This window comes from Amycolatopsis sp. SID8362 (genome assembly GCF_010550475.1).
In the GTDB taxonomy this organism is placed as follows: domain Bacteria; phylum Actinomycetota; class Actinomycetes; order Mycobacteriales; family Pseudonocardiaceae; genus Amycolatopsis; species Amycolatopsis eburnea.
Genome location: NZ_JAAGNB010000561.1, coordinates 1 through 1,647 on the forward strand (window position 1 = coordinate 1; position 1,647 = coordinate 1,647).

Sequence of the window (1,647 nt, forward strand, 5' to 3'; positions counted from 1 at the left end):
CGGCGAGACCGAGGGGCTGCGTGACTGGCTGCGGGACCGGCTGCCCGGCCACCTCGTACCCACCGCGTACGTCGCCCTCGACGCCTTGCCGCTGACCCGCCACGGCAAGGTCGACCGCCGCGCGCTGCCCGCGCCCGGGCGGGAAGCGGCCGCCGAGTTCGTGGCACCGCGGACCGACACCGAACGGCGGCTGGCCGCGATCTGGGCCTCCGTGCTCGGCGTCGACCGGGTCGGCGTCACCGACAGCTTCTTCGAGCTGGGCGGGGATTCCCTGCTCAGCATGCGGATCGCATCGCGGGTGCGGGCCGACCTCGGCGTCGAGGTCTCGCCGCGCGTGCTGTTCACCGCGCCGACGCTGGGCGCGTTCGCCGCCGCGCTGCCCACCGGGCGGACCGCCGTCGAGCCGATCCCGGTCGTCGCCCGCGACGGTGCCCTGCCGCTTTCCTTCGCCCAGCAGCGGTTGTGGTTCCTCGACGAGTTCGAACCCGGCGGCACCGAGTACCTCTCGCCGACGGCGTTGCTGCTGCGCGGCGACCTCGACGTCGAGGCGTTGCGGCGCGCGCTGGACACGCTGGTCGCGCGGCACGAGTCGCTGCGCACGACGTTCGGCGCGGTCGACGGCCGCGGCGTCCAGTACGTGGGGGAGCCGTACGCGATCGAGCTGCCCGTCGAGGACTTCGACGAGGACGCCCTCGCGCGGGAAGCCCTGCGGCCGTTCGACCTGCGCACCGGCCCGCTGCTGCGGGCGCGGCTGTTCCGGCGGGCGCCCGGCGAGCACGTGCTCCTGCTGGCACTGCACCACATCGTCACCGACGGCTGGTCGGCCGGCGTGCTGGCCACCGAGCTGGACGCCTGCTACGCGGCCCACCTCCGGGGCGAAGAACCGAAGCTGCCGCCGTTGCCGGTGCAGTACGCGGACTTCGCGGCCTGGCAGCGCGACCGGGCCGAGCCGGCCGAGCAGCTGGGGTACTGGCGCGACCGGCTGGCCGGGCTCGCCCCGCTGGAACTGCCTGCCGACCGGCCGCGCCCGCCCGTGCGCACGACCGAAGGGGAGTGGCTCGGCTTCGACGTCCCGGCCGGCGTCGCCGCGAAACTGCGTGAACTGGCGAGTGCCCAGGGTGGCACGCTCTTCATGACGCTGGTGGCCGCGTGCCAGGTGCTGCTGGCCCAGTGGGCCGGGCAGGACGACGTCGCCGTCGGCACGGTCACGGCCGGGCGCGACCGCGCCGAGCTGGAACGGCTCGTCGGCTTCTTCGTCGGGACGCTGCCCCTGCGGTCCACAGTGGACACCCGGCGGTCGTTCCGGGAGTTCCTGGCCGAGGTGCGCGAGACCGTGCTGGACGCGTTCGCCCACCAGGACGTCCCGTTCGAGCGGGTGGTGGACGCGGTCCAGCCGGTCCGCGACCCCAGCCGGACCCCGGTGTTCCAGGCCATGGTCGTGCTGCAGAACACCGGCGACCGGCCCGGCGGCGGCACGCTCGTCGCGGGCGAGGTCCCGCTGCCCGCGGTGTCGGCGCCGTTCGACCTGCTCGTGCAGTTCGAGGACGACGGCGGCGCGCTGCACGGCGCGATCAACTACAGCACCGGCCTGTTCGACCCGGCGACCATCGACCGGCTGGCGACCCGCCTGCGGGCGCTGCTGACCGC

The 1,647-nt window shown here is 75.0% G+C and carries 1 protein-coding gene; it reads left to right on the plus strand.

The genetic code is table 11. The features are described 5' to 3' along the window. Window positions 1–1,647: condensation domain-containing protein (locus tag G3I65_RS17410; protein ID WP_239071269.1), on the plus strand; the 1,647-nt coding region annotated here is incomplete at both ends.